Origin of the sequence: Thioalkalivibrio versutus, from assembly GCF_001020955.1 — a bacterium.
Lineage (GTDB): Bacteria > Pseudomonadota > Gammaproteobacteria > Ectothiorhodospirales > Ectothiorhodospiraceae > Thioalkalivibrio > Thioalkalivibrio versutus.
In genome coordinates this window covers 2,185,041-2,203,826 of the sequence record NZ_CP011367.1, presented here as the reverse complement: position 1 = coordinate 2,203,826, position 18,786 = coordinate 2,185,041, and the positions used below count along the sequence as shown (strand labels likewise).

The window sequence follows — 18,786 nt, the reverse complement described above, 5'->3', positions numbered from 1 at the left end:
CCAAATTAAAATCCGACTCAAGCGGCGGATAACAAACGATTTTCCGGGCGCACATCAAGAAAATCCGAAAAAACACTTTCAATCGAGAGCGGTTTGGGAGGACAATGGCTGCGAGGTAACGGTAACAGGCTCCATGCAGCACCAGGCGACACCCCGAAAGGGGCGTTAAGATTCGCAGTTCCGGTCCCGGTTGGTTTGGGGCCGCGTAGAATCACGATCAAGTTCCATCGTCGTTCGGTTGCCCTCCAGTCTCTCCTCCCCTCGAAAACCCAATCTATTATGAACAAGCAGAGGTAACCGAAATGGCTACAGGTACAGTGAAGTGGTTTAGCGACGAAAAAGGCTTTGGCTTTATTACCCCGTCTGATGGCTCCAAGGACGTCTTCGTCCATCACAGCGCCATCCAGGGTAGCGGCTTCAAGTCGCTGGCAGAAGGCCAGAGCGTCTCGTTTGACGTCGAGCAGGGCCAGAAGGGCCCGGCCGCCGCGAACGTCGAAGCTCAGTAAGACAACCCCGGCGCGCAAGCGCCAGGTTGAGAGAGCCCCGCCTTGTGCGGGGCTTTTTTTGTGCGCGATTCAGGCTGCAAGTCGGGACGGGCATCGTCGCATGGACTTGGCGAGGCAGAACCACGATAGAACGTGTCCAGGGAAGACCTTTTTTGTGTGGCGCAGACCGGGCAACGTGCTACGGTTCCCGCATGATCGCTGGATATCGTCAAACCCGCGCCCGGATGCGCCGCGCCGGCCGCGCATGGCCTCGCTGGATCGCGGTGTTCGGGGTGCTGCTGGCGCTGGTCGTGGGGAATGTGGCTGCGGCCCAGGGCCCCTATCGCGCGCCTGCAGCGATCCCGGGTACCCAGACCATCGAGGCCTCCGAGGCCTGGGCGCTGTTCCGCGCGGGCGTGCCCTTCGTGGACACGCGGCTGCGCGCGGATTTCGAGGCGGGGCGAGTGCCAGAGGCCCGCAACCTGACCATCATGCGCGACCTCGATGACGAGCGGAATCGTTTTACCCGGGAGAACCTGCTGGAGTTCATTGGCGAGCTGGACGCCCCGGTGGTGATGTACTGCAACGAACGGGACTGCTGGCGCACCGAGGCGGCCACGCGCCGCGCCCTCGGATGGGGCTTCACCAATCTCTACTACTTTCCCGGCGGCTTTCCCGAGTGGATCCGCTCCGGCTATCCCTTCGAATAGCCGCGTGGGCGCCGCAGACGCACATTCCGGCAAGGGCATACGGCTCCAGACGGTCCTGACCGCAGTCATGTTCGCCGGGCTTCTCGTGCTTGCCGGGACCCTTGCGATGGGCACGCACCTTGCGGTCAATCAGGCGGAGCAGCGCCTCGACCGGTTGGGCGTGGAGGGCCAGTCGGCCGCCTGGCGCCAGACCCTGGCGAACGAGTGGCAGCGCATGCGCGCCGAGGCGACCGCGGTGACGCGCAACGAGGCGCTGATTGGCGCCATGCGTGCCGACGCGGGCATCAGCACCTACGCGGACCCTCTGTACAACCGCCTGCGCGCCGGCGGGATCGCGGACCGGATCGTGGTCCTGGATGCCCAGGGCACGGTGCGTTATGACTCCGACGGCACCCGTGGCGAGCGCGTGCCGCTGGCGGACGCGGCGCTGGCGGACGGGCGCTTCCACGAGGGGCTGCATCATGTGCCCGGCGAACGAATCTATGCCGGATTGGCCATCCCGGTCTATCGTGGCGGCAATCCCATCGGCAGTGTCGTGCAACTGCGCGATCTGTCGACCTCGGCGCTCGAGTCCATGGCGGAGGCGATCGGCGGTCGTGCCGCGCTGCTGGATAGTCGCGGGCCACTGGCCCTCACCGCGCCATTCTCGATGTCCCTTTCGCTGAGTGGGCGACTGCAGGAGCAGGCGGCCGCCGGGCGCGTGGAACTGGATGGTCGGCATTCGCAGGTGGTCTATTTGCCCCTAACGCCATACGCGGCCGAGCGTCCGACCGCCAACGTGGTCCTGTCGCGTGACCTGACCGAATCGGTCGCCACCCAGAACCTCATCAATGCGCTGACCTATGCGGCCGCCTTCCTGGTGCTCGTGCTGATCGCGGGCGGGTTGTACCTCTGGCTGGGGCGCACCCTGCGGCCGATGCAGCAGGCCATGAAGACCCTCGACCGGATCGGTCATGGAGAATTCCACACGGATCTGCGCGTTGACTCCCGAGTGACGGAGATCGCCCGCTTGCAGCAGGTGACGCAGACCATGGCGCAGCGCCTCGGCCGCATCCTGGAGGTCGAAGAGGAGAACGCCCGCCTGGCGTTTCGCGATGCGCTGACCGACCTGCCTAACCGGCGACTGTTGCTGGAACACCTGGAACACGCCATCCATACGGTCAACCGGACCCGTCGGCATGCCGCATTGCTGCTGATCGACCTGGACAACTTCAAGACCCTGAACGACACCTGCGGCCATTCCGCCGGGGATCGCCTGCTGCAGGCCCTGGCCCAGCGCTTCACCGCGCGACTGCGCGACCAGGACATCGTGGCACGCCTGGGCGGCGACGAGTTCGTGGCCCTTCTGGAGGAGCTGAGCCCCGATCGTTCACAGGCGGGGGTCGACGCCCAGCGCATCGCCGGCGAGCTGCTGAAGGCGATGCGCGAGCCGGTCCGGATCGATGACATCGAGCATGTGATGTCCGGCAGCATCGGGATCACCCTGTTCCCGCGTGGCTACGATACGCCGGAGGAGTTGCTCAAGCAGGCCGATTTCGCCATGTACCAGGCCAAGCACCAGGGCCGTAACGCGGTGCGCTTTTACGACCCGGCGATGCAGCGGACCCTGCTGCGCGAGGCGGAGCTGGAGCGCAACCTGCGCCAGGCGCTGGGGCGCGAGGAACTGGTGATCCACCTGCAACCCCAGGTGGACCCGGAGGGACGGATCCTGGGTGCCGAGGCATTGATGCGCTGGCCGCAGCTGGACGGAACCTGGATCTCCCCGGGCGAGTTCATCCCGGTGGCGGAGCACACCGGACAGATCCTAGAGATCGGCCGCCTGGCGCTGCTCCAGGCCTGCCAGACATTGCGTGCCTGGCAGGGCCGGCCAGGGCTGGAGGATCTGCCGATCTCGGTCAACCTGTCGCCGCATCACTTGCGCCAGGCGCGCCTGATGGACGAGGTAACGGGCATCCTGGAGGAGACCGGGGCCGCTGCCCAGCGGCTGCACATCGAGGTGACCGAGAGCGTGATGGCGGATGCCTCGCCGCAGCTGATTGCCAATCTGGAGGCCCTGCGGGCGCGCGGGGTGGCGCTGGCGCTGGACGACTTCGGGACCGGGTATTCCTCGCTTGGCTATCTCAAGCGTCTCCCGCTGGATGTGCTCAAGATCGACCGTTCCTTCGTCCAGGACATCGAGCACGACGCGGACGACGCCAACATCGTCGCGACGATCGCGGCCATCGCCCACAACATGGGCCTGAGCCTGATTGCCGAAGGTGTGGAGAACGAGGCCCAGCGTGATTTCCTCGTGCGCCATGGCTGCCAGCGCTTTCAGGGCTACCTGTATCACCACGCCATGCCGGTCGCCGATTTCGAGGCCCTGGTGGCCGATGGGCCCGGGCGAGCGAACCAGGCGGACTGCGAACCGAGAGGACCGACGGAATGACAGCAAGCACCCAGCGCGGGTGGCGGGCACTCCTGCTCGCAGGATGGATGATGGGGGCCGCGATCGGGCCCGTCGTCATGGCTCAGGCAGGGGAGACTCCAGCCCCCTGGGGCGCGGCTGCGCCGGTGGAACAGGATTACCAGGGTCTGCGGGCCGTGTACGACGTGACCGCCGGGACACCGGAGGCCCTGCAGAACGTGCTCGACCACGCGGCCTACCTGAGCCGGATGGTCGAGGACGACCCCTTCGACAGCCACATCGTCCTGGTGGTCCATGGCGGAGCGCTGGACCTGTTCGCGCGCGAGCATTTCGCCGCGCACGAGCAGCTGATGACGCGTGCCCGCGGGCTGACCCTGAATGGCGTGATCGAATATCGTGTCTGCCAGGCCGGCGCCGCTCGTCGCGGCTACGCCCCGGAGGACTTCCACGGCTTCGCGAGCGTCGTCCCGATGGCCGATGCCGAGATCATCCGCCTGCAACAGCAGGAAGGCTACGGGTACATGCGCTAGTGGGCCATGCCCGCGTCGGCGCTCCATGTGTGGCGCAGGGTGGACGCGGTTCTGCCGGCCCGTTGCCACCCGTGGTGCGTAACTCCGGGTCGAGGAACGCGGGGCATCAACCCCGCAAGTCATTGAATGCCAGGCTTCGGCCAATGTTCCCACTGACGTCGCTGCCGTTCGCGACGAAAGCTCGGCTACACTGAGCTCACCACGCCTTGTCAGCACGACAGATCGATTCGAGGGCGACCGCGGATGTGGGGCCGCGTGTACCCGGCGTACCAGAAGGGTATTCGATGACGGACGATAGAACGGCGAGGGAAGGATTTCTGCACGAGTTGGCGCAGACCAGCGTGCTCGCGGAGATCTGGCAGCATTTTCCGGAGAACATGTTCCTGATTCGGGTCGAAGGCCCGGATTTCGTGGTCGAGGCATCCAACGCGAAGATGCAACAGCTGTTCGCGCAGGATTGTACCGGCCGGCGCCTGCACGACATCCTGCCGTGGCCGGTCGCAGAGCAGGTGGTCGCACATTACCGCGACTGCCTGCGCCAGGATGCGCCCCTGCGCTACGAGGAACATGCGGCCTTTCGCGATGGCGATGGCGTCGAAAAGGAAGGGCGCTGGCTCACCCTGCTGTTGCCCGTGCATGACACGCAGGGTGCGATCACGCACTTGTTCGGAATCTCCCAGGATGTCACCGAGTTGCGCCTGGCGCGTGAGGATCTGGAGCGCTACAGCCACAACCTGGAGGCCGTGGTCGAGGAGCGCACGCAGGCCCTGAATAGGGAAACACTGATGAATGTACACGCTCGCGTTGGTGCCCCATGTTTTCCGAGACAAGGCGTGTTGCGCAGTCCGGTAGTGGTTCTACCGGCAAGCGTCACAACGCAGGATCGGGGAACATGGGGCACCAACCCCACAAGCCATTGAAAGACGGGGCTCGGCCGATTTTGCCCGCTGACGGCGTTGCGGCCCCCTTGTGCAGAATGACTGCACGGCAGGCACCGCGTCTTGTCAGCGAGCAAAATCGACTCGAGCGCGAGCGCGTACATTCATCAGTGTTTCCCTGGGCCAACCGCGAGCTTCAGGAGGCCAATCGGCGGCTGGAAAAACTCGCGTCCTGCGACCCCCTCACCGGGGTTGGCAATCGCCGGCACTTTCAGGCACGGGCCGAGAGCGAGATGGAGCGCGCCCGCCGCCACGGCAGTTCCCTATCGCTGTTGATGTTCGATCTCGACGGTTTCAAGCGGATCAACGACGAAGTGGGGCACGCGGCCGGCGACGCCATGCTGAAGCGGGTCACCGCGACCGCGCAGGCAACCCTGCGCGACGCGGACCTGCTCGGACGCTATGGCGGGGACGAATTCGTCGTCCTGCTCCCGGACACCCGCCTGGCAGACGCCCGGCGGATGGCCGAGCGCCTGCAGGCGCGGGTGCAGGAACAGGCAGACATCTCCATCAGTGTCGGCGCGGCCGGCTTTCTCGCCGACGACACCCATCTCGAGCACCTCGTCCAGCGTGCGGATACCGAGCTCCTGGCCGCCAAGCGTACCCGGGCTGAACGCTAGCCCAGGACTACCGGGTGGCTTCAGGCCAGGTCAGAGACCGAAGATCTCGGACTTGAGGTTCCACTTGGAGGCGAGGGTCTCGGTGGCGTTGAGGAACTCCTCGGCGCGGGTCGGGTGGTTCCATTGGCCCTTGGCGATCCAGGCCAGAGCGGTGTCGCGGTCGGGGGCCAGCGACAGGATATGAATCAGCTCGCCGGCGTCGGCGCCGATCACCTCGCCGCCCAGCAGGGCCCCGGTGTCCATGTCGCCAATCAGGCGCACGAAGCCCTCCGGCTCGTCCTGGCCCAGGGCGCGCGGGGAGGTCTCGAAGGCGGCGAAGCCGACCGCCGGTTCCAGTTCCTCGTCCTCGGCGTCATCCTCGTCCATGCCCAGACGCGCCATCTCGACGGCGGAGTAGATCGCGATCGGGACGAAGCGTTCGTCCTGTTCGCGGGTGTTGCCGTTCTGGATGTTCTCGACCGCGATGGTCGCGTCGGCCAGGGCGTGGTTGGCGGTCTGCCACTCGCTGGCGACATCGCCGATGACGTAGATGTTGTCGACGTCGGTCTGCAGGGTGGGGCGGCGCTTCACGAAGCCGCGGCCATCAGTCTTCACCCCGATCGCATCCAGGTTCAGGCCCTCGGTGTGCGGGGTGCGTCCGGTGCCGAGCAGGACCCAGTCGACCTCGAAGGTGTTGCCTTCAGTGTCGGTGATGGTGACGCCGTCGTCGGACATCTCGACCTTCTCGTAGCCCTTGACGCGGGTGGGCTCGACGCCGTCCTCGGCCAGGCGTTCCTTCAGCGTGCCCAGCGCCTGGGGGCTGAATTTCTGGCCGGACAGCGGCTTCGAGCGGCTCAGCCAGGTCACGTCCTTGCCGAGGTGGTGAAAGATCCAGGCGAACTCGGTGGCGACCACGCCGGAGCCGATGATGGCGACGCGCTGGCCGGCCGGCGGCTTGTCGTCGAACAGCATGTCGGTGGTGAGGACGCGGCCGGGCGCCGCCTCGAAGGGCGCGGGCACGCTGGCCGTGGCACCGGTGGCGATGATGGTGTGCCGGGCCTGCACGGTCTCGGTGCCATCGTCGGTCACGACCTCCAGGGTCTCGGCGTCGCGGAAGCTCGCGGCTCCGTGGCGGTACTGGATCTTGAGGTGCTTCATGTAGCCGAGGTAGGAGTTGCGTACCTCGGTGACCACGTCCTTCTGGTGGTCCCAGGCCTTGTTCATGTCGGCGCTGAGACTGCCGCTGATGCCGCGGCCGGCGAAGTGGCGCTGGGCGGCAACCGTGCGTGCGGTGTGGTACCAGTCCTTCTTGGGCACGCAGCCGCGGTTGAGGCAGCAGCCGCCCCAGTCGGCCTTTTCGATGATGACGACGTTCAGTCCGCGCAGGGCGCCCAGGACGGCGGCACGATAGCCCCCGGGGCCACTGCCGATGATGGCCAGGTCAAAGGTTTCGCTCATGGTGGTTACTCGTCGGTCAGATCAATGATCGGGTCGTGCCATTCCAGCTGCGTGAGGTTCAGCTCGAACACGCGGCCGTCGGCCTCGTAGTCGAAGCGCACCGGCACATGGCGCAGCTCGCGGGCGAACCAGGCGGACAGGGCGACATCGCTGTCGTCCGTGCGGCGATCGATGCGGATGGTCTCGACCCGGCCGATCGGGGAGTCCATGGTCTCGCGCCCGGCGTATTCGAAGCGGTATTCGCGCAGGCGGTCGCGTTCCAGGGCCTGGATGGTTTCGCGGTCGCCTTCGCTGGACAGGGCCCCACTCTCCAGGCGTTGCATCATCAGATACAGCGAGCCGAGGAAGTCCAGGGTCTGCGGCGGCACCTCGAGATCGAAGCGTTCGCCGTTGATGGTGCCGATCGCGCGGTTGGTCTCCCAGTCGAAGCGGGTCTCGACCTTGCGCTCGCGGCGCGGGGTGATCTGCTGGCTGCGCGATTGCACCAGTTGCAAATCGCCGCTTCGGCTGTTCATCAGGGCCTCGCGGCTCAGCTCGAAACGCCCGAGGATGCGCAGGAAACCGGAGACATGGGCATCCATCGCCATGCGGGTCTGCACGTCTTCGTGATTGAGCGTGATGCGCGCCTTGAGCGTGTTGCCCATGGCGTTGGCCTCGTAACTGGCGGTGTACGGCGGGATCGGGCTCAGATCGCGCTCCGCAGCCGCGGGGGCGGCCAGCAGGGCCAGCAGCAGGGCAATTGCGAGTCGGAACATGGGGGTTCTAGCCGACCGGGTGCGGCGGGCGGCTCCGGGCGTCAGGGCCTGAAACATCGTGGGTGTCCTCGTCGAGTTGCAGCGGCGCCTCAAGCGGCGAGCCGTCGGCCTGCAGGATCCGCCCGGACCACTGAATTTCACCTGAACACACCCGGCGCACGGCCTCGGGGTACAGCCGGTGCTCGGCCCGTTGCACGCGGGCGGCCAGGGTGTCGGGCGTGTCGTTGGGGTCGACCGGCACGCGGGCCTGCATGATGACCGGGCCGCCGTCCAGCTCCGGGGTGACAAAGTGCACGCTGGCGCCGTGTTCGGGCTCGCCATCGGCCAGGGCGCGGGCATGGGTATCCAGACCGCGGTACTTCGGCAGCAGCGACGGGTGAATGTTCAGCATCCGGCCGGTGAAGCGGTCCACAAAACCGGGGGTCAGGATGCGCATGAAGCCGGCCAGGATGACCAGGTCGGGGGCATAGTCCTCGATGGCGGTGGCCAGGTCGGCGTCAAAGGCCTCGCGCGAGGGGTAGTCGCGGTGGTTCAGTACCCGGTGCGGGATGTGATGCTGTTCGGCAAAGCCCAGCCCGGCGGCATCCGGGCGGTTGCTGATGACGCCGACGACCTGCGCCGGGATGCGGTCCTGCTCGCTGGCCTCGATCAGGGCGCCGAGGTTGCTGCCACGCCCGGAGATCAGCACCACCAGGCGCTTCGGGGTCGCGGCCGATTGCCCGGCGGGGACGCTCATGCGGCGGCGTAGGAGACGCTTGGCTGGTAGTCGTCGCGTTCCTGGATCACGCCGATCGGCCAGCTGCGGATGCCGGCGCGGGCCAGCTGCGAGCTGGCGACCTCGACCCGGTCCTCGGGGAGGATCACGGTCATGCCGATGCCGCAGTTGAAGGTGCGCAGCATCTCCTCGTCGGCAATGTCGCCGGCCTGCTGCAGCCACTGGAACACCGGCGGGCGCGCCCAGCTGTCCGGGTCGATGCGCGCCCCCAGGGTATCCGGCAGCACGCGCGGAATATTCTCGGTCAGACCACCGCCGGTGATATGCGCCATCGCGTGCACCGGGAACTGCTGCAGCAGCTCCAGCAGCGGGCGTACGTAGATCCGGGTGGGGGCCATCAGTGCCTCGCCGAGGGTGACCCCGTCGGCGCCCGGCAATGGGGCATCCAGGCTGGCGCCGGAGTGTTCCAGCACGCGGCGGATCAGGGAATAGCCGTTGGAGTGGGGCCCGCTGGCCTCCAGGCCCAGGACCACATCGCCCGCGGTGACCCGGCTGCCGTCGATCAGGGCGGCCTTCTCGGCGATCCCGACCGCGAAGCCGGCCACGTCGTAGTCCTCGCCCTGGTACATCCCGGGCATCTCGGCCGTCTCGCCGCCGATCAGCGCACAACCGGCCTGTTCGCAGCCCTCGGCGATGCCAGTGACCACGTCGGCGGCGATGTCCACGTCCAGGTGGCCGGTGGCGTAGTAGTCGAGGAAGAACAGCGGCTCGGCGCCCTGGACCACGATGTCGTTCACGCACATCGCGACCAGATCGATGCCGATGCTGTCGTGACGACCGGTCTCCTGGGCCAGGCGCAGCTTGGTGCCGACGCCGTCGGTGCCGGAGACCAGAACCGGCTGCTTGTAGCGATCCATCGGCAGCTCGAACAGGGCGCCGAAGCCCCCCAGTCCGGCCATGACGCCGGGACGCCGGGTGCGCGCCGCATGCGGCTTGATGCGTTCGACCAGCTCGGCGCCGGCCTCGATGTCGACACCGGCCTCGCGGTAGGTCAGGCCTGAACGGGATTCGGACATGGGTTCCCCGATGTTTGACGACCGCGCGCCGTGGCGGTCTCGCAGAACCCGGCATGGTAGCGAGCCGGGTGCGGGCGTGCAAAGAAGACGGTCCGGCGCGGGCCGCATTGGGCCGCTTTCCTCAGGGGCTTCGGCGCGGTGGGCTGTGGTATTTTGTGGCGCTTGTCGAACAATTGAACGCAACCATGTCACTGCACCCCCGAACGCATTCGCGCCTGGCTATCCTGCTGGGTCTTTTCCTCCTCGTGCTGGGCCCGGCGGCCGCGGTCGATGGCCCGGTGGTGGTGACGGTCACGGCCGAGGACGAGTCCGCGGCCCTGGAGCAGGGCCTGGAACAGGCGCTGGTGCGTCTGGCCGGGCTGCGCTCGGAGCCGGTACTGGAACTGGTCGAGGCGTTGCTGGACGCGCGTGACGACGCGGGCTGGATCGCGGCCCTGGAGCGCCGGCAGCAGGTCGAGGACGATTCCTACCGCCTGGAGTTCGACCGCTTCCGTCTGCGCACCGCGCTGCGCGATGCCGGGGTGCCATCCGTGCTCGGGGAGCGTCCGGGGCTGCTGGTGTGGGCCGTCCATGAGCGGGGCGGGCAGCGCGACCTGCTCGGGGATGCCGTGGACGGTCCGGGCATTCTCTCCGCGCTGGGGGATCTGGCCGCGGCGCGTGACATGCCGCTGTTGTTCCCCCTGGGCGACCTTCAGGACCGCCGCGCGGCCCAGCCGTCCGACATCGTCGGCGGCGTGACCGAGCCGCTGGTGGAGGCGGCGCGTCGCTACGACGCCGATGGCGTCGTGCTGCTGCATGTGCGCGAGACCACGAGCGGGGCGGAGGCGCGGGCGATTGCCGTGCACGATGGCCGCGAGTATCGCAGCGCGGCGAGCGGGGAGAATCCCGGTAGTGCGGCGCACGACGCGGTGGCGCGAGGGCTGGATCAGGTGGCCGAACGCCTGGCGCGGGTGGCGGCCGAGCCGGAATGGCTGCGTCTGGGATTTGCCGGGGTTCAGGGCTATGGGGCCTTCGAGCGCCTGCGCGCCGAGCTGACGCGGTTGCAGGCGGTGGAGGCCGCGCGTCTGGATTCCCTGGCCGGCGACAGCGTGGTGCTGCAGGTCCGTACTGGACTCGAGCAGGACGATCTGATCGATCTGCTGCGTGGCTCCGGCTTCGCGCGGGCCGAGACGCCCGAGGACGCCGCCGGTGCCGATGCCTGGCTGGACCGGCGCTAATCCGCGCCGGTCTCGGTTCGCGCCCACTTTCATCGAATGTTCCCTCGCCACCAGATCCCCAACGCCGTCACCATTGGCCGGATCGCGCTGATTCCGCCGATCGTGTGGATGCTGGCGCTGGAGTACTACGTGGTGGCGGTGGTGCTGCTGACGATCGCCGGGCTGAGTGATGCCCTGGATGGCTGGCTGGTGCGGCGCTACGGCTGGCACACGCGGCTCGGGGCCTGGCTGGACCCGGCAGCGGACAAGCTGCTGATGCTGGGGGTCTACGTCGCGGTGACGCTGTCCGGGCTACTGCCGTTGTGGCTGCTGGTGCTGGTGGTCGGGCGGGATGTCTGGCTGACCGTGGGCTCCGCGCTGTACCGGGTGTTCGTGGGCCCGCTGGCCATCCGGCCGCTACTGATCAGCAAGGTGAACACCTTTTTGCAGATTACGCTGGTGCTGGTCGCCATCGTGAAGGTCGGTCTGCTGGCGCTGGATCCGATCTGGGTGCAACTGCTGGTGATCGTCGTGGCCTTCACCACCGTGGCCAGCGGGCTGGCCTATACCGTGCAATGGGGGTTTTATGCCTGGCGTCACCTGCACGGACACACGAATCCGGCAGGGACCTCGGGGAGGACGCCATGAATCCGGATACCCGCGACCATGTCTGGCCGCTTTCAGCCGCCCCTCTGGCTGCCCTGGTTGGGCTGCTGGTCCTTGGCGGAGCGCTGTACCTGCTGGCGCCCATCCTCACGCCCTTCGTCGCAGCCCTGCTGATCGGCTACCTGTTCAACCCGCTGGTGACCCGGCTGGTTGCGCGCACGGGGCGCTCGCGCACCCTGGCGACCGTGGTGATCTTCCTGCTGGTGATGCTGGGGTTGGCGGCGCTGATCCTGATCCTGATCCCGCTGGCGATCGCCCAGTTCGAGCGGCTTACGCTGGCGATGCCGCAAATCCTCGGCTGGTTCGACGATCAGGTGCGCCCGCGGCTGGAGGATCTGGCCGGGGATTCCCTGCCGCCGCTGGATGCCAGCGCGCTGCAGGGGCTGGTGGCCGACCACTGGCGCGAGGCCGGCGGGCTGGCCGGGGGCGTGCTGCAATGGATCGGCAGCTCGACCGGCGCGCTGGTGCTGGGGGTGCTTAACGTGGTGCTGATCCCGGTGGTGAGCTTCTATCTGCTGCGCGACTGGCCGCGGCTGCTGGACGGCCTGCGGGATCTACTGCCGCAGGCCTGGCGCCCGGCGGTGCTGACCTTCGCCGCGGAGTCGGACGAGACCCTGGGGGCCTTCCTGCGCGGGCAGTTGCTGGTGATGCTGGCGCTTGGCCTGTTCTACGCCGTCACCTTGACCGTGGTGGGCGTGGAGATGGGGCTGGCGATCGGCCTGATCGCGGGGCTGGTGAGCTTCATTCCCTACGTCGGCGTGATCGTTGGCGTGTTGCTGGCCACCGCCGCGGCGCTGGTGCAGGGCGACGGCTGGAGCCTGCTGCTGATCGTGCTGGTGATCTTCGCCATTGCCCAGGTGCTGGAGTCCATGGTCCTGACGCCCTGGCTGGTGGGGGACCGTACCGGGCTGCACCCGGTCGCGGTGATCTTTGCCGTACTGGCGGGCGGCCAGCTGTTCGGGTTCTTCGGCGTGCTGCTGGCGTTGCCGGTGGCGGCGGTCCTGGCCGTGGGTGTGCGCCATACCCTGGCGCACTACCGGCGGCTGAATGCGGGGGATGCGCCCGCGGATGCGGATACAGGGGGCGGAGGCTCATGACGACGGGGCGGCAGGGCGGCAATGCTGCGCCGCAGCGCCAGCTCCCGCTGGATTTGCGCCTGCGCGACGCCTCGCGCTTTGCCAGCTTCTATCCGGGCGGCAACCGCCTCGCGCGGGACGCGGTGGAGGCCCTCTCGATCGGGACCGGGATAACCGAGCCACAGATCCTGTTGCACGGCCCGGCGGGCCTGGGCAAGACCCATCTGCTGCAGGCCGCCTGCCATCAGGGCCACGAACGCGGCGAACCCGTGGCCTATCTGCCGCTGGCCGAACTGGTGACCGCGCCGCCGCTGGCGGTGCTGGATGGTTTGGAGCGGGCCCGCCTGGTTGCGCTGGACGATCTCGACGCGGTGGTCGGGCAGGGCGATTGGGACGAGGCCCTGTTCGGGCTGCTGAATCGACTTCGCGATGGCGGCTGCCGGGTGCTGCTGGCGGCCGCGCACGCGCCGGACGGGCTGGGCAGTCGCCTGCCGGATCTGACCTCGCGCCTCGCCTGGGGGCCGGTGTTCCGCATGCAGGCGCCGGAGGAGGAGGATCTCAAACGCATCCTCGCCCAGCGCGCGGTGCTGCGCGGGCTGGAGCTGCCGGAGGCGGTGGCCGAATACCTGCTGCGCCACTACCGCCGCGACCTGGTGGCGCTACTGGAGCTGCTGGACCGCCTGGATCTCGCCGCCCTGGCCGAGCAGCGGCGCCTGACCATCCCCTTCGTCCGCGACCAGCTCGCGCGTTTCTGATCGTCACCCCGAAGCGCACGAAGGCACGAAGAAGGACAAGGGCGGTTCACAGGAAATAAGGCGGTTCCGGATGGGGCGCCGCGGGCGCAAGGACCTTCAGGGCTGCCGCCTCCGTTGTCCGTCATCCCGGCCGGAGCGCAGCGCAGAGCCGGGATCTCCAGCGCACGAGAACCACCGTGGGGAGATCCCGGATCACCGCTGAGCGGTGTCCGGGATGACGGGCATGGGCGCGGGGCACTGCACACCGCGATGCCGTTCCGGGCGATCGGCTCCAACCAATAGTTTCGTTTTTCTACCCTTCCCTTCCGCCTGTGAATCGCCCTTGCCCTTCTGCGTGCGCTTCGTGGTGGATGGAAAAGTCAGGAAGCCATCTGACGGGCGCGGCGGGCGTCCAGCTTGACGTAGAGCAGGCAGCCGGCGAACCAGGCGAGGCTGGCGGTGGTCATCAGCACGCCGTAGAGTCGGGCGTCCGCCGCGGCGGCCAGCGTGATACCGAGGGTGATGTAGGCCAGCGCCAGCAGGCTGGACCAGGCGTGGGTGTAGCGGCGTCCGTGCAGCATGCCGCGCAGCGGGAACATCAGCGGCAGGACCAGCACGACCAGCGCCACGGCGATCGGCACGATCTCCGGCGGGTCGATCCAGGTCGTCCAGATCAGGATCACGCCCAGCAGGCCGAAGTAGGCGATCAGCGCCAGCGCGCGGGCCGCGAGGATCATGCGTCGTCTCCGGCCTGGAGCCGCAGGGCAATGCGGCCGACGCGTTCGCCCAGCGCGCCGGCAATGCGCTGCTCGTCGCGCGTGACCGGGTGTTCGCCCTGCCCCCCCGCGACGTGGCTGGCGCCATAGGGCGAGCCGCCGCTCGTGGTGGTGCTCAGTTCCGGCACGGTGTAGGGCAAGCCCACCCACAGCATCCCCTGGTGGATCAGCGGCATGGCCATCGTCAGCAGGGTGGTCTCCTGCCCGCCATGCTGGGTAGCCGTGCTGGTGAACAGCCCGAACGGCCGATCCACCAGCCCGCCGCTCGCCCAGAGACCGCTGGTGCCATCAAGGAAGTGTTTCAGCGGCGCGGCCATGTTGCCGAAGCGAGTGGGCGACCCCATCACCAGCCCGGCGCATTCTTCGAGGTCGCGGGTCTCCGCGTAGGGCGGGCCGTCGGCGGGGACCGCCGGGGCGTCGCCGGTGATGTTGGTGCTCACCGGCGGTACGGTGCGCACGCGGGCGACCGCACCGGCGCGCTCCACGCCACTGGCCACGTGGCGGGCCAGTTCTGCCGTCGCCCCATAACGGCTGTAGTACAGCACGAGGATCTCGGGGGCGGCGCTCACGACAGGATCTCCAGGACCTGTTCCGGCGGGCGCCCGATACGGGCGACGTCGCCGTGGACGAGGATGGGGCGCTCGATCAGTTTCGGGTGCTGGACCATGGTCTGGATCAGCGCCTCGTCGTCCATCTCGGCATCCTTCAGGCCCAGCTCGCGGTACTCCGCCTCGCCGGTGCGCAGAAGGTCGCGTGGCGCAATGCCGAGCTTGTCCACGATCGCGCGCAGGGTGGCCGCGTCCGGCGGGGTCTTCAGGTATTCGACGATCTGCGGTTCCACGCCCTGTTCGCGCAGCAGCGCCAGGGTCGCACGCGACTTGCTGCAGCGCGGGTTGTGGTACAGCGTAGGGGCATCGGACATGAATCCACTCCGGAGGACGACAAATGACGGAGACCAATGATAACCATGCCCGCCGCTGGCGTGTGAGCGGCCAGGTACAGGGCGTGTTCTTCCGCGCGTCCACCCGCGACGAGGCGCAACGCCTGCACCTGACCGGTTATGCCCGCAACGAACCGGACGGCAGCGTCGAGGTGCTGGCCGTGGGTCCGCGCAAGGCACTGGACGCGCTGGAGGAGTGGCTGGCGGACGGCCCGCGTATGGCGCGGGTCGACGCGGTTGAGGCCGAGGAGTTGCCGCCGCCCGACCCGGCGCCGGGAGACTTCTCCACCGGTTGACCCGATGGCGCGTCAGTAGCGCCGCAGCGGGCGGCCCGGTGGCGGAATGACCTGGACGAAGGCACGCACGTCGCGCAGCCGGTGTGGCCCGTCCGAACGAATGCGGGACTCGGCGCCCTGCATCCAGTCGCCGTCCCAGGCGACGCGTGCGGCCCCGGTGCGGGAATGGCGCGGCAGGTCGATCAGCAAGAGGCCGTCTTCATAGGCGACGTCGAGCTCGCTGCGATAGCGCTCGGCGTGGACCTCGACGCTGCGGGTCTCGCCACTGGCAAGGGTAAAGCTTGTCGGCTCCAGCGCCCGTTCGCGACCGCCGATGCGCAGGGTCCCGCCGCGCAGGCTGACGCGGATCAGGTCCCCCGGCAGTCCCGCATCGCCGCTGCGGATCGCGGCGACCTGCGCCGCCCGTTCGGCCGCCAGCGCCGCCTCCTGCTCGGCCTCCGCCTGCAGGCGCGCCTCGCGCGCCTTCTGCACCGATTCCCAGGCGCGGATGGCCTCGACACGCTCGGCCTCGCCCATCGTGTCCCACTGTTCCTCGCTTACCCCGTAGATCCGCGGGCTGCAGGCGGCCAGAAGCAGCACCATGGATGCGGCTGCCAAGGGGAGCATTCGATGAAGGGTTTCGGCCATATCGGGTTCCGGTGCAGGGGCGCTGCCGCCAGTCTCTCCGTTCAGGCTGTATCGGGGCTGAACCGGGCTCAGAAGATCAGGTTGATCACGAGCAGCGAGACGACCATGAAGAGCACGGTCATCAGGGAACCGGCGCGCAGGTAGTCGGCCACGCGGTAGCCGCCGGGGTCCATGATCAGGGCGTTGACCTGATGGGTCGGCAGGATGAAGGAGTTCGACGCGGCGATCGCGACGATCAGGGCGAACACCCGCGGGTCGGCGTCGAGGCCCATACCCTGGGCAACGCTCGCGAAGCTGACTGCCAGCGGCACCAGCAGCACGGTGGCGCCGACATTCGACATCACCAGCGTGAAGAAGGTGGTCAACAGGAACACCGCGACCTGTAACACCCATACCGGCATCCCTTCCAGTTGCTGCATGCCGTTGGTCGCGATCCACTCGCCGGCCCCGGAGTTTTCGACCGCAAGCCCCAGCGGGATCAGCGAGGCCAACAGAAACACCGTCTTCCAGCTGATGCCGCGATAGGCCTCGTCCATGCTGATTACGCCGCTGAAAATCATCCCCAGTGCGCCGCCAAGCAGGGCCAGCGCCAGCGGCAGGTCGGTGAACAGCACGAGCCCCAGCCCCAGCGCGAGCGACCCGAGCGCAGCCAGCGGCCGGTGGGTCTTCGAGGCCTCCTGCTTGCGCCGCGGATAGCGGCTGGTCACCACCACGAAGTCGCGGTTGTCCTCCAGCGCCTGCAGGTGCTCCCATGGGGTATGCACCACCAGCGTGTCACCGGCCTTCAGCGGGGTGTCCGGGACCTCTTCGATGATCAGGTCGTCGCCGCGCTGGATGCGCAGGACCGAGATGCCGTAGGTGCGGCGCATGCCCTTGTCGCGCACGGTCTGTCCGATCAGCTCCGAGCCGGGCGGCACGATGACCTCGGCGATCCCGCCATGGCGGGCCGACAGCACGCGCGCAAACACATCCAGCTCGTCCTTGAGGACGGTCCCGGTACTGTCGCAGGTCTTCTCGATGGTGGTGACCGGTCCGAGGATGGCCAGGTGCGCCCCGTGCTTCAGTTCCACGTCGCGGTTGGGCTCGATGCGGGTCTCGTCATCGCTGGTCACGCCGACGACGTGTACGCCAAAGGCCGCTTCGAAGTCGCCCACCGTGCGTCCGGCCAGCGAGCTGTCCTCGCCCAGGCGCGCCTCGCGCACGCCGAAGTCCATGCCATAGACCTCGCGGAACCAGGCGGAAGTGGTCTGCACCCGGCTCTCGTCCGGGTCTTCCGTCTGCGGATCGCGAGCGGGCAGAACCCATTTCCCGAGCACCGCGAAGTACAGGATCAGGGTGGCCAGCAGGGCCAGCCCGATGGGCGTCACGTCGAAGAGGCCAAATCCCTCGACATCCCCGGGCAGCAGGTCGTTGAGCAGGATCAACGGGCTGGAGGCGACCAGCGTGAGTGTGCCCCCGACGATCGCGGCAAAACCCATCGGCATCAGCAGGCGCGAGCGCGGGATGCGGGCGGCGGCACCAATGCGGTTGATCACCGGCATGAACAGCGCGGCTGCGCCGATGTTCTGCATGAAGCTGGTCACGATGCCCACGGCGCCCGATGTGGTCGCCATCACCCGGCGTTCCGTCTTCCCGCCAAACCGCAGGATCAGGTCCGCCAGGCGGTTCATCACTCCGGAGCGGTCCAGCCCCGTGCCGATGATCATCACCGCGATGATCGCGATGACCGCGTTCGAGGCAAAGCCGGAGAAGAGCGCCTCGCCCTCGACGATCGGCGCGACCCCCGGCACCAGCGCGACCATCCCCAGCAGGAACAGCACACTCAGCGCCGCCAGGTCGATCCGGATCACCTCGGTCACGAACAGCAGGATCGTCAGCACCAGCAGGCCGAACACGATCCCCATCTCCAGCGTGAAGCTTATGTTTTCCACTGCAGTTAGCGACCGCCGCGCACGACGCGGTTCCTGTTCAATGTTTCATGGGAGTGCATGGCGCGGCCGCTACCTTCGCTCAGGCGACGTGCGGGCGAACTTCCTGGTCGAGCCGATTGCCCAGCGCCTGTTGAGCGCACGCCAGCTCGTAGTGGTCCTGAAGATTCATCCAGAACTCGGGCGAGGTGCCGAAGTATCGGCCCAGACGAAGGGCTGTGTCGGCGGTGATGGCGCGCTTGCCGCGAACGATCTCGTTGATCCGGCGGGGTGGGACGCTGATATCCAGCGCCAGGCGGTATTGGCTGATCCCTGTCTCTTCCAGGAATTCGGCCAAGTGGTCCCCTGGATGGATCGGGTTATGCGAATTTTCATGATTCATGGTCGCCTCCAGCGTCCCGCCTATCGGTGATAGTCCACGATCTCGACGTTGTATGCATGACCGTCGTGCCATTCAAAACAGATCCGCCATTGCGCGTTGATGCGGATGCTGTACTGGCCCGCCCGGTTTCCCTTGAGCCGTTCCAGGTGGTGCGACGGCGGAACCTTCAGGTCGTCCAGTTGGGTGGCGGCATGGATGCGGGCCAGCCGCATCCGCGCGCGGCGTACGATATCGGCCGGTATTCGGCGACATGACTCGCCCTGCGCCACGCGTTCGGCTTCCTTGCCGAGGGAGACGCTGAGCAATGTACGCACTCGCGCTCGAGTCGATTTTGCGTGCTGACAAGGCGCGGTGACTGCTGTGCAGTCATTCTGCACAAGGGAACCGCAACGCGGTCAGCGGGCAAAATCGGCCGAGCCCCGTCGTATAAAAGCTAGTGGGGTTGGTGCTCCATTTTTCCCGATCCTGCGTTGCGCCGCTTGCCGGTAGAAC

At 67.6% G+C, this 18,786-nt stretch carries 20 protein-coding genes and 2 pseudogenes; 11 read left to right on the top strand and 11 right to left on the bottom strand.

All coding sequences use genetic code 11. The annotated features are described in order from the left end of the window. Positions 1 to 302 precede the first annotated feature (302 nt). From TVD_RS10190 to TVD_RS10165, 6 genes and pseudogenes are all read left to right on the top strand, one after another. Positions 303 to 506 (top strand): cold-shock protein, encoded by a 204-nt coding sequence (locus TVD_RS10190; protein ID WP_018143924.1) that lies wholly within the window; start codon positions 303 to 305, stop codon positions 504 to 506. Positions 507 to 730: 224 nt separating this feature from the next. Continuing rightward, positions 731 to 1,195 carry a rhodanese-like domain-containing protein gene (locus tag TVD_RS10185; RefSeq protein ID WP_047251546.1) on the top strand — a complete coding sequence of 155 codons (465 nt, stop codon included), beginning with the start codon at positions 731 to 733 and terminating at the stop codon, positions 1,193 to 1,195. Positions 1,196 to 1,262: 67 nt separating this feature from the next. Further along, positions 1,263 to 3,623 carry a putative bifunctional diguanylate cyclase/phosphodiesterase gene (locus TVD_RS10180; RefSeq protein ID WP_047251545.1) on the top strand — a complete coding sequence of 787 codons (2,361 nt, stop codon included), beginning with the start codon at positions 1,263 to 1,265 and terminating at the stop codon, positions 3,621 to 3,623. 50 nt (positions 3,624 to 3,673) lie between these two features. Continuing rightward, positions 3,674 to 4,132, top strand: coding sequence for a DsrE family protein (locus TVD_RS10175; RefSeq protein WP_047251544.1), 459 nt, complete (start codon positions 3,674 to 3,676; stop codon positions 4,130 to 4,132). Between the two features lie 326 nt (positions 4,133 to 4,458). Then, positions 4,459 to 4,908 (top strand): annotated as a pseudogene (locus TVD_RS10170) (PAS domain-containing protein); the annotation flags it as partial. A gap of 284 nt (positions 4,909 to 5,192) precedes the next feature. Continuing rightward, a pseudogene (locus tag TVD_RS10165) lies at positions 5,193 to 5,690 on the top strand (GGDEF domain-containing protein); the annotation flags it as partial. 30 nt (positions 5,691 to 5,720) lie between these two features. Here TVD_RS10165 and TVD_RS10160 read toward each other — a convergent pair. From TVD_RS10160 to purM, 4 genes are read right to left on the bottom strand one after another with little or no spacing between them, the layout of a single operon-like run. Beyond that, positions 5,721 to 7,127: a dihydrolipoyl dehydrogenase family protein gene (locus TVD_RS10160; RefSeq protein ID WP_047251543.1), complete on the bottom strand. Its 1,407-nt coding sequence runs from the start codon at positions 7,125 to 7,127 to the stop codon at positions 5,721 to 5,723. 5 nt (positions 7,128 to 7,132) lie between these two features. Then, complete coding sequence (locus TVD_RS10155) at positions 7,133 to 7,882, bottom strand: DUF3108 domain-containing protein (protein ID WP_018176048.1); 750 nt, start codon at positions 7,880 to 7,882, stop codon at positions 7,133 to 7,135. 7 nt (positions 7,883 to 7,889) lie between these two features. Further along, a complete protein-coding gene (purN, locus tag TVD_RS10150; RefSeq protein ID WP_047251542.1) occupies positions 7,890 to 8,618 on the bottom strand; it encodes a phosphoribosylglycinamide formyltransferase in 729 nt (242 codons plus the stop codon). Further along, positions 8,615 to 9,673 carry a phosphoribosylformylglycinamidine cyclo-ligase gene (purM, locus tag TVD_RS10145; protein WP_047251541.1) on the bottom strand — a complete coding sequence of 353 codons (1,059 nt, stop codon included), beginning with the start codon at positions 9,671 to 9,673 and terminating at the stop codon, positions 8,615 to 8,617. Before purM ends, purN begins: the two co-directional genes overlap by 4 nt. 185 nt (positions 9,674 to 9,858) lie before the next feature. On the opposite strand from purM, the gene TVD_RS10140 reads away from it, so the two are divergent. The 4 genes from TVD_RS10140 to hda are packed head-to-tail and all read left to right on the top strand — an operon-like array spanning position 9,859 to position 13,366. Then, entirely contained in the window at positions 9,859 to 10,890 is a 1,032-nt protein-coding gene (locus tag TVD_RS10140; RefSeq protein WP_047251540.1) for a DUF2066 domain-containing protein, read from the top strand. A 36-nt stretch (positions 10,891 to 10,926) separates the two neighbouring features. Next, on the top strand, positions 10,927 to 11,517 hold the full coding sequence (locus TVD_RS10135) for a CDP-alcohol phosphatidyltransferase family protein (protein ID WP_019563475.1): 591 nt from the start codon (positions 10,927 to 10,929) through the stop codon (positions 11,515 to 11,517). Next, positions 11,514 to 12,632 carry an AI-2E family transporter gene (locus tag TVD_RS10130; RefSeq protein WP_018168484.1) on the top strand — a complete coding sequence of 373 codons (1,119 nt, stop codon included), beginning with the start codon at positions 11,514 to 11,516 and terminating at the stop codon, positions 12,630 to 12,632. The genes TVD_RS10135 and TVD_RS10130 overlap by 4 nt, the downstream gene beginning before the upstream one ends. Continuing rightward, positions 12,629 to 13,366 carry a DnaA regulatory inactivator Hda gene (hda, locus tag TVD_RS10125; protein WP_047251539.1) on the top strand — a complete coding sequence of 246 codons (738 nt, stop codon included), beginning with the start codon at positions 12,629 to 12,631 and terminating at the stop codon, positions 13,364 to 13,366. The genes TVD_RS10130 and hda overlap by 4 nt, the downstream gene beginning before the upstream one ends. Positions 13,367 to 13,725: 359 nt before the next feature. Here hda and TVD_RS10120 read toward each other — a convergent pair whose 3' ends face one another. Genes TVD_RS10120 through arsC form a run of 3 tightly spaced genes read right to left on the bottom strand, consistent with a single transcriptional unit; the run spans position 13,726 to position 15,043 of the window. Beyond that, on the bottom strand, positions 13,726 to 14,082 hold the full coding sequence (locus TVD_RS10120) for a DUF2069 domain-containing protein (RefSeq protein WP_018143910.1): 357 nt from the start codon (positions 14,080 to 14,082) through the stop codon (positions 13,726 to 13,728). Then, positions 14,079 to 14,690, bottom strand: a complete 612-nt coding sequence (gene wrbA / locus TVD_RS10115) for an NAD(P)H:quinone oxidoreductase (protein WP_018649767.1) — start codon at positions 14,688 to 14,690, stop codon at positions 14,079 to 14,081. Before wrbA ends, TVD_RS10120 begins: the two co-directional genes overlap by 4 nt. Beyond that, on the bottom strand, positions 14,687 to 15,043 hold the full coding sequence (gene arsC / locus TVD_RS10110; protein ID WP_018649768.1) for an arsenate reductase (glutaredoxin): 357 nt from the start codon (positions 15,041 to 15,043) through the stop codon (positions 14,687 to 14,689). Before arsC ends, wrbA begins: the two co-directional genes overlap by 4 nt. A 23-nt stretch (positions 15,044 to 15,066) precedes the next feature. Here arsC and TVD_RS10105 point away from each other — a divergent pair, with 23 nt between their 5' ends. Further along, on the top strand, positions 15,067 to 15,357 hold the full coding sequence (locus TVD_RS10105) for an acylphosphatase (protein ID WP_018649769.1): 291 nt from the start codon (positions 15,067 to 15,069) through the stop codon (positions 15,355 to 15,357). Positions 15,358 to 15,369: 12 nt separating this feature from the next. Here TVD_RS10105 and TVD_RS10100 read toward each other — a convergent pair whose 3' ends face one another. The 4 genes from TVD_RS10100 to TVD_RS10085 form a co-directional block, all read right to left on the bottom strand. Beyond that, complete coding sequence (locus tag TVD_RS10100) at positions 15,370 to 15,984, bottom strand: hypothetical protein (RefSeq protein WP_047251538.1); 615 nt, start codon at positions 15,982 to 15,984, stop codon at positions 15,370 to 15,372. Positions 15,985 to 16,052: 68 nt separating this feature from the next. Beyond that, positions 16,053 to 17,915 carry an SLC13 family permease gene (locus tag TVD_RS10095; RefSeq protein ID WP_047251537.1) on the bottom strand — a complete coding sequence of 621 codons (1,863 nt, stop codon included), beginning with the start codon at positions 17,913 to 17,915 and terminating at the stop codon, positions 16,053 to 16,055. Between the two features lie 79 nt (positions 17,916 to 17,994). Continuing rightward, positions 17,995 to 18,294, bottom strand: coding sequence for a HigA family addiction module antitoxin (locus TVD_RS10090; protein ID WP_018649772.1), 300 nt, complete (start codon positions 18,292 to 18,294; stop codon positions 17,995 to 17,997). 20 nt (positions 18,295 to 18,314) lie between these two features. Next, on the bottom strand, positions 18,315 to 18,599 hold the full coding sequence (locus TVD_RS10085) for a type II toxin-antitoxin system RelE/ParE family toxin (RefSeq protein ID WP_047251536.1): 285 nt from the start codon (positions 18,597 to 18,599) through the stop codon (positions 18,315 to 18,317). Positions 18,600 to 18,786 lie beyond the last annotated feature (187 nt).